The following is a 3721-nucleotide window of genomic DNA, read 5'->3' as shown; positions in this document are numbered from 1 at the left end:
GTATTGCTTGGAGAGTTCGAGAAGGTTCGTATTCCCGAGAGTATTGGTAGTCACATATATAAAAGGATTTTCTATGCTATATCTGACGCCTGCCCGAGCTGCGAGATTTATAACGGCTTCAAATTTGTATTCAGAAAAAAGAGTTTTGAGGTCCTGAAAATTTTCTATGTCAATTTGAATAAATTTGAAATCTTTCTTTTCATCCAGGGTTTCAAGTCGCTTTGTCTTAAGTCTGACATCGTAGTAATCGTTCATATTATCAATACCGACGACTGAAAAACCGTTTGCGATGAGTTTTTTTGCAGTTTCAGCCCCTATAAAACCGGCGGCTCCCGTCAATAGAACGTTTTTCAATTGCTCAACTCCCCTGTTGTTAAAGTCTTTCGAATTGCCTATAATATATACTTAAAAGAAAGCATTTGCAAATTTTGGGGAGGAGTAAATATGAATTGGATTGCGTGGGTAATATTCGGTGGAATAGCGGGTTGGATAGCCAGCCTTATTATGGGCGACAAGAAACGCGGTTGCCTGATAAACATAATAGTTGGAGTCCTGGGCGCCTTTATCGGCGGCTTCATAATGAAGTTCATAACTGGCGATATGTTTTCTTTCAGTTTTAACCTGAAAAGCTTCGGCGTAGCCATTATAGGCTCTCTATTGCTTCTCGTAATAGTAGGAATCGGCAGGAAAGGCAAATAGATTTAATTAGAATTTTATCAGCGATTCTTCGGATTTTTTACAGCCCCTGTCCCGCCTTTTTTTTATAATTGCCACTGCCACTACGACGAGAACTATCAAAGTGGCAAGCGCGACAAAAGGCATTACGACGGAAAGAATGGACATCACAGTTGAGATTACTGTCTCTCCTGTGTTTACGACAGCGTTAGCCGAACCTCCTGTGGTAGCCGATGAAACCCCTCTGATAAAAGAAGTGACGGCTGATATCGAAAGAGCTATTCCTCCGCCGGCAATTACCGCCATAGTCCATTTTAGAAACGGATGAACCTCGACCACGCATGAAGACGTGACTACGGCGCCTGCTACAAATGAAATGGGCATGGATGCCGTATCGAGGATGTTGTCCAACCAAGGTATGTAATAGGCGGCTATTTCGAGGACTGTAGCCACGGAAAACGCTATAAGAGCGGGAGTTGAAGAGATCCAAGAAAAACCAGGAGAAAGAGTTAAAAAACCGGCTTTTGAAGCGATGCTCATGACGAGAAAAGGCACGAAAACCCTGAATCCGCAGGACGCGCTAAGTCCTACTCCTATCAAAATCCCCAGCAGTATCTGCAAATTCACCCCTTTTTAATTGTTGTCTTCAATCCACTTAATTATATCTTGGATGACCTCTTGAGAAACATAACCTGGAATCATATATTCGTCGGGTGTACTCCTTTCTTCACCAGAGATATAAAGGTGGTTGAGGTAAGGGTAAGACTTGAAAGTGAAACTTTCACGGGTTTCAAGCGCGGATTTCCAACCCATAAAATCCACCATTGTCACCTGATAATCCCGCTCGCCCTGTAAAATCAGAACAGGTCTTTGGATTTCTTTGGCTTCTGCAACTTGATCGTAGTCTTTAAGGTAAGCCCAGTAGGCCTGGGAAACGTGGAACGGCAAATCTTCCGGCGAAATGGTTGTGTCCTCTGAAATCTTTTCGAGATTTGAAATTTTTATGCGCATCGTGTCTATGAACAGGCTCTCTTCCTCGGTCAGAGAATCTAATCTGAATATATAGTTGAATTGTTCCAATGAAATGTCTTCCAGTTTCCGTGAATTCCCCGACATGATAATAAATCCTCCCACCCGCGGCAGATATGACCCAATCCTTGGAATCGCCATGCCGCCGAGGCTGTGTCCAGCTATAAAAATCATCGAAGAGTCCAGCCCCTTCTTTTGAACGAGAAAATCCACCGCGCTCAAAACATCCTCGATTGTTTCATCATCAAGCGTTAGCTCATTCGTGAGAACAGCCATTTTTTCAGGGTATACTTTCGTCCTTTTATCGTAGCGGAGAACTCCTATGCCTGCGGAAGCAAGTCCCCATGCCATGTCCCTGAAAGGTTTGTTGGGACCCATCGTCTCATCCCTGTCGTTGGGTCCTGAGCCGTGAACAAGAATTACAACAGGAAATTCTTCTGTATTTCTCGGGACTGTGTATGTTCCGGGTAAAACCCAATCGCCTTCACCTATTTCAACTTCTATTTCAGAAAATGAAGTTGTGTCAATATATGAAGGTAAAGGCAGGGAATTCGAGAATTCAAGAGGGTTGGCGAAAAAACCAGCAATTTTATGGTCAGAATCGAATACTACCTTAACCTCAACTGTAGCCCTTGTAAAACTGTAGATCAAATATACGACTTCATAATCGTCGATTGACTCAATCCTCGATTCCATCAATTCATCAATTTCACCGAAACTGTTTTTGACCACTTCCCAGGACTGCTTCATTTCTTCTTTTCCGAAAACTTCATTCATCGCAGAATCCATCATCAAAATAGCGTTTTCATAATCTTCCTGGTCGACCAACTCAACGAATTTAACTGCGAGTGTCTGATTATCTTCAGGTTTTTCGTCTTGGGGACTTCTGGAGCATGAGAAAACCGCAAAAAACAACAAAAAACACACTATGCTCATTTTGAATTTCATACCTTGTCCTTTTTTAATCTTTTCAACGCGCTTTGCAGTATTTTCAATATCAATTCATTATATCCCAAATCTACCAGGCTTGCAATAATCGGCAAGTCCGATCTAAGCGGGTTTAAACCCGGCAAAGGATTTATCTCCAAAAATTCAACTTTCCCGTTTTCGTCTTCCCTGAAGTCTACTCGGGCGCAATCTCTGCAGGAAAAGGCTCTCCAGATCGCTTTTGACAGTTCAGCGCATTCTTCAGACTTCCTGCCGTTTACTATTTCATATCTGATCCTCGTTTCGTATTTCTCCTTGTTGGAAAGGGAATAAACTTCACCTTCGGCGTTTTCATTGTATATCACCTCTGCGGTGCCGATAATCTCTATTCCATCATCATTTTCAATCAACGCAGTTGTGTATTCCCTTCCATGAAGAAAAGTCTCGACGAGAAGCGGTTGGTCAAACACTCTCCATAAACTCGAGCATTCCTTTTCCAAATCAACTACCGAATGGACAATTGAGTTTTCCGAAATTCCTTTACCCGATCCCTCCGCGGCGGGTTTGACAAAAAGAGGAAACTTCATTTTTTCGGCTTTTTTTTTGATGTTCTCACCTTTTGAGACTACAAAATATTCAGGGGTCGGGACACCCTCGTTTCGGGCGATTATCTTTGCAGTGGGTTTGTCGAGAGTAGTCACCATAGTGAGAGGACACGAAAATGTATATGGAATTCCATAATGATCGAGCAACGCCGGAACAAGAGCTTCTCTCCCCTGCCCCCTTATCCCTTCAGAAATGTTAAAAACAATATCCCATCTATATCCCTTTGAAATCGCTTTTATCAAATTTTTAACGCTGCCTATTTGTATTACTTCGTGCCCGGCGCTTTTAATTGCATTTTGAATGCTTCCGATTGTCACGGGGCTGTCGAGCTCGGCGGTCTCTTCCTGAGAATAACCCTGTTTGAGATACTCTTCTCTGATGTCAAAAGTCAGTCCAACAATCATAGATTTTAATAAAGGTATGTTTCACCCTTGAAATTTTTAAAAGTGTATGAGCCCTTAGAGCGTTTTTTTAAATAATCAGG

Annotated in this window: 5 protein-coding genes; 1 reads left to right on the top strand and 4 read right to left on the bottom strand. The window is 42.4% G+C overall.

Features of this window, described 5'->3' with window-relative positions; genetic code table 11:
- Window positions 1-354 (bottom strand): SDR family NAD(P)-dependent oxidoreductase (locus tag JXA84_01235; GenBank protein MBN1149826.1); only part of this gene is annotated, 354 nt, incomplete at its 3' end.
- Between the two features lie 90 nt (window positions 355-444).
- Between JXA84_01235 and JXA84_01230 the strand changes: the two genes are divergently transcribed.
- On the top strand, window positions 445-699 hold the full coding sequence (locus JXA84_01230; protein MBN1149825.1) for a GlsB/YeaQ/YmgE family stress response membrane protein: 255 nt from the start codon (window positions 445-447) through the stop codon (window positions 697-699).
- A gap of 6 nt (window positions 700-705) precedes the next feature.
- Here the strand turns inward: JXA84_01230 and JXA84_01225 are convergent, their stop codons facing one another.
- From JXA84_01225 to JXA84_01215, 3 genes are read right to left on the bottom strand one after another with little or no spacing between them, the layout of a single operon-like run.
- Complete coding sequence (locus JXA84_01225) at window positions 706-1296, bottom strand: DUF4126 domain-containing protein (protein MBN1149824.1); 591 nt, start codon at window positions 1294-1296, stop codon at window positions 706-708.
- A 12-nt stretch (window positions 1297-1308) separates the two neighbouring features.
- A complete protein-coding gene (locus JXA84_01220) occupies window positions 1309-2652 on the bottom strand; it encodes a DUF3887 domain-containing protein (protein ID MBN1149823.1) in 1344 nt (447 codons plus the stop codon).
- Window positions 2649-3641: an ATP-grasp domain-containing protein gene (locus JXA84_01215; protein MBN1149822.1), complete on the bottom strand. Its 993-nt coding sequence runs from the start codon at window positions 3639-3641 to the stop codon at window positions 2649-2651. The genes JXA84_01220 and JXA84_01215 overlap by 4 nt, the downstream gene beginning before the upstream one ends.
- Window positions 3642-3721: the final 80 nt, after the last annotated feature.

This window comes from candidate division WOR-3 bacterium (genome assembly GCA_016926475.1).
Taxonomy (GTDB): domain Bacteria; phylum SDB-A; class SDB-A; order SDB-A; family SDB-A; genus JAFGIG01.
The sequence above is the reverse complement of the archived record's forward strand: the minus strand, read 5'-3'. Positions and strand labels throughout refer to the sequence as shown.